Raw genomic sequence first — 3,974 nt, 5'->3', positions numbered from 1 at the left:
CGAAGCAATCCAGGGCAGTGTTACGTCGCCCTGGATTGCTTCGCTACGCTCGCAATGACGAAACGTGGTGGGCCACGGAATTACCGCACCGCCCGCCACGCTGCATAGTCGGCGATCAGTTGCGGATATTCCTCCAGCTCCGGAAAGCGGTCGTAGCGACGCTCCACCTTCGTCTCCACCCACCGTAGCTTCTCCGCCACCTGCATCTCGATGTAGGGGGTGAACACCGAACGATCGTCGAGCAGCGTGGCGCGCACGTTGACGAATCCCATCGACGGATCGACGCGGGTGAAGACCCAGGACTTGCACCAGACGCAGTGATGGTGATGCGCCTCGTCGCCGTGGATGCCGCCGATCTCGGTCTCGCCGGTGACGACCTCGAAGCCCTGCACCGGCACCGAGATCGTGGTGGAGAAGGCGCTGGCGGTCATTCGCTGGCACCCGGTGCAGTGGCACAGCCCCTCGATCAGCGGAGGCGCCGTCAGGCGAAAGCGCAGGCGCGAGCAGCGACAACCGCCCTCGAGTACCTGCGCATGACCCATTACGCCTCTCCGATATTCAGTAGCCCATCAGGCTGAGCACTTCCTTGCGGGAACGTTCGTCCTCCAGGAAAGTGCCCATCATGCGGCTGGTGATCATGCCGACGCCCGGCGTGCGCACGCCGCGTGCGGTCATGCAGGCGTGGTTCGCCTCGATCACCACGGCGACGCCCTGCGGCTTCAGGTGTTCCCAGATGCACTGCGCGACTTCGGCGGTCAGGCGCTCCTGTATCTGCAGGCGCCGTGCAAAGCCGTGCAGCACGCGCGCCAGCTTGGAGATGCCGACGACGTGGTTGCGCGGCAGGTAGGCGATCGCGGCCTTGCCGATGATCGGCGCCATGTGGTGCTCGCAGTGCGACTGGAAGGGAATGTCCTTCAGCAGCACGACCTCGTCGTAGCCGCCCACTTCCTCGAAGATGCGCGAGAGGTGGACCGCCGGATCTTCCTGATAGCCCTGGCAGTATTCCAGCCAAGCGCGCGCGACACGCTTGGGGGTGTCGACTAGGCCCTCGCGCGTCGGATCGTCGCCGGCCCACTGGATCAGCGTGCGGATTGCGTCCTGAACGTTGTCGGGCACATCCGGCTTGCGCAAGGGGTCATGGCGCGGGCTGTCCTCATCAGGACCGACCAGGCTGCTCATCCGACTTGCTCCTTCTCAATTTCTTCATCAGGCGCACACGCATCAGGTGTCCCTTGCCCCGGAACAACCCGCGTCGCGCGATGGGCTCGAACATTTCGCCGGGGCGTTCCGGATCGAGCACCCCGCTTTGGCCGAGTGCTCTTTCAGCTTCCGACAAGTTCTTCAAGGGCAAGGGTTCGAGATATTTCTTTCCGGCCTTGGGTCCGTCGCGATTGAGCGCGTCCACCATCGCCGCCATCGAGCCATGCCGCTCGATCCCGGCGGCCACTTCACCTTCGGCGATGCCGCAGTGCTCGGCCAGCAGGCGCAGGCGCAATTCGGTGATCGTGGCGGGATCGACGTGGGCATTGGCGGGCCGGGCAAGGTCGATGAAGACGTCGCACTCGCTGTCGAGGCCCATCGAACGGTTGTTCATGTTCGCCGAGCCGACGCGCAGCACCTCGTCGTCGATGATCGTCAGCTTGGCGTGGACGTAGATCGGCTCGCCCTCGGCGTTGGAGGGGGTGAAGATGCGGAAACGACCATGGGCATCCGCCGCCTGCAGCGTCTCGACCAGTTCGACGCGGGCGGTGTCCATCGCCTGCTGCTCCAGCCAGCCGTCGGCGGTGACCGGGTTGACGATGAAGAACTCGGGCGGATTGCCCTCCGTCAGCCGCTTGCAGATGGCTTCGGCGATCGCGCGCGAGGCGAAGTACTGGGTCTCGGCATACATGAAGCGCTTCACGCGGGCGATCTGCTCGACGAAAAGCTTCTCGATCTCGGCGACCTGCGGGCAGTCGTTATACTCCGCGCGGGTGCGGGCGATGCCGATCTCGACGTTCTCGAACTCGGCCGTCAGCCCCTCCGGCCAAGGCGTTTCCTCCTGCGGACGACAGGGCGCGAGGTCTTCGCCGCCGGCGACCTTCCAGCGCTCGCGACCCAGTTCGCCGAGCGTAGCGGCGACCTCGCCCTCCAGCATCATCGTGACATCGTGCCAAGGGCCGTAGAGCCGCCCGGTCGGCCGCTTGCGGCGCGGGTCGCGGGGCAGGTGGTCGGGCGTGTCCCAACGGTCAGAGGTCATGTCGATGCCGCCGCAGGCCGCAACCTTGTCGTCGATCACCACGATCTTCTGGTGATGGCTGCAGCCGACCGGATGGGCGGCATCGAACTTGAAGTCGATGCGTGGATGCTTCGCCCAGCGCACCACGTCGAACAGCATCGTACCCCGCAACAGGTACTTGAGCATGGCGACGTTCCACTTGAGCAGCCTGATCTCAAGCTCCGGATTGCGCTTCACCACCCAGAGCATGAACGAGCCGAGGCGCGCGGGAAACTTGCGCTTGCGGCCACGCTGCCACCAGCGCCGCCCGGAGGTCAGCAGGATGCGGGAATCGAAGTCCCACCCGATCATGAAGATGCGCTGCCGCGCGCCTTCCATCGTCTCGCGAATGGCCTCGAAGTAATCGGCCGCGTCCACGACCACGTGCGCGCGCGAAGCCTTGGCATAGCGCCATACCGAAGGCGCTACACCCTCGTCGTTCTGATCTTGCATCGTCCATCCTGCCGGAGCTTCCACCACGGCCGGTTCAAACGCCGAAGGGCGCGAATGTTCCCCTCGAATGTCAACTTGTGCACACGAAGCCGGACTTCGCCCGACGCGACGAAGTGTTCATCGCAGAGACCTTTGCGATCGTCGGTCATGAAGACCAGACCCTGCTCGCACCTTGCGCGCCTGAGGCGGACCCTACCCCGGGTTACAGAGCATCGGGATTCGGGAAGCGATGACCGCCTGGTGGTGACACCGACAACCACTCGCCCACAATCGAACGGCGAGAACGGCCGAAATCCGCTGTTTTCCACAAGGGCTGACCGGCTCATCGCGGGAATGGCTCGACTCGCCCCTTGTACACGCAACCGTTCACCCTGCGCTGGATTTGCCTGACTATACCTGTCCCTCACCCCGTCTGCCGTGTGCGAAGTTTAGCCGCGGCGGGGCCGGCGAAAGTCGGACGGGGTAACCCCAGCCCGGGTTCGCCGGGCCGCATTTCTCGCCCCTTCAGGGGGGCTTGTTCCGGGCCCGTCCTCCCACGGGTCCCGCAAACAAGGAGTACGCCATGAAGAAAACCCTCATCACCGCCGCCATCGCTGCGGCCGCCCTCGCTCCTGCTGCTGTGATGGCTCAGGCCGCTGCACCGGCTGCCGCTCCCGCCGCAGCGGCGACCGCAACGGCCAACCCGACCACCGGCGCCAAGGTCTTCGACGCCGCAGGCGCTGAAGTCGGCACTGTCGAGGCCGTCCAGGGCGACATCGTCACCGTCTCCACCGGCACTGCCCGCGCCGGTCTCCCCAAGAATGCCTTCGTGACGCGCGACAAGGGCCTCACCATCGGCATGACCAAGGCCGAACTGGAATCGGCCGTGAACGGCGCCAAGGCCGAGAACACCGCCGCCAAGGATGCCGCGATCGTCGCCGACGCGCCGATCAAGAGCAGCGACGGCGTAGTGCTCGGCACCGTCAGCAAGGTGGAAGGCGACAACGTCACCGTGGCCCTCAGCGGCGGTTCGGCCGCGCAGCTCAAGAAGTCCTACCTCGGCCTCGGCGCCGACGGTTCGCTGGCTCTGGGCATGAGCGCCGCCGACTTCGCCAAGGCGACCCAGTCGGCCGCCGGCGGCCAGCCGGGCGCCGATGCCGCAGCGACCGCAGGCGGTGCTGCTGCTGCGACCACTCCCGAAGGCCAGTAAGACACTGCCTCATCCTGCCACGGCAGGGTAATGGCCAAAGCAATGGAGGGCCGGAAGCGATCGAAGTCGCTTCCG

The 3,974-nt window shown here is 65.7% G+C and carries 4 protein-coding genes; 1 reads left to right on the top strand and 3 read right to left on the bottom strand.

The features are described 5' to 3' along the window. Positions 1-80: 80 nt before the first annotated feature. The 3 genes from ACYPYD_RS13345 to ACYPYD_RS13335 are packed head-to-tail and all read right to left on the bottom strand — an operon-like array spanning position 81 to position 2,710. A complete protein-coding gene (locus ACYPYD_RS13345) occupies positions 81-542 on the bottom strand; it encodes a GFA family protein (protein WP_036522685.1) in 462 nt (153 codons plus the stop codon). Positions 543-558: 16 nt separating this feature from the next. Continuing rightward, positions 559-1,179 (bottom strand): GTP cyclohydrolase I FolE, encoded by a 621-nt coding sequence (gene folE, locus ACYPYD_RS13340; protein ID WP_008829674.1) that lies wholly within the window; start codon positions 1,177-1,179, stop codon positions 559-561. Then, positions 1,157-2,710, bottom strand: coding sequence for a phospholipase D-like domain-containing protein (locus tag ACYPYD_RS13335; protein ID WP_459663564.1), 1,554 nt, complete (start codon positions 2,708-2,710; stop codon positions 1,157-1,159). The genes folE and ACYPYD_RS13335 overlap by 23 nt, the downstream gene beginning before the upstream one ends. A 562-nt stretch (positions 2,711-3,272) precedes the next feature. Between ACYPYD_RS13335 and ACYPYD_RS13330 the strand changes: the two genes are divergently transcribed. Then, the gene (locus ACYPYD_RS13330; protein WP_036522679.1) at positions 3,273-3,899 is read left to right on the top strand and encodes a hypothetical protein; all 627 of its coding nucleotides are present in this window, start codon (positions 3,273-3,275) and stop codon (positions 3,897-3,899) included. Positions 3,900-3,974 lie beyond the last annotated feature (75 nt).

The sequence above is a fragment of the Novosphingobium sp. 11B genome (assembly GCF_054589055.1).
The sequence above is the reverse complement of the archived record's forward strand: the minus strand, read 5'-3'. Positions and strand labels throughout refer to the sequence as shown.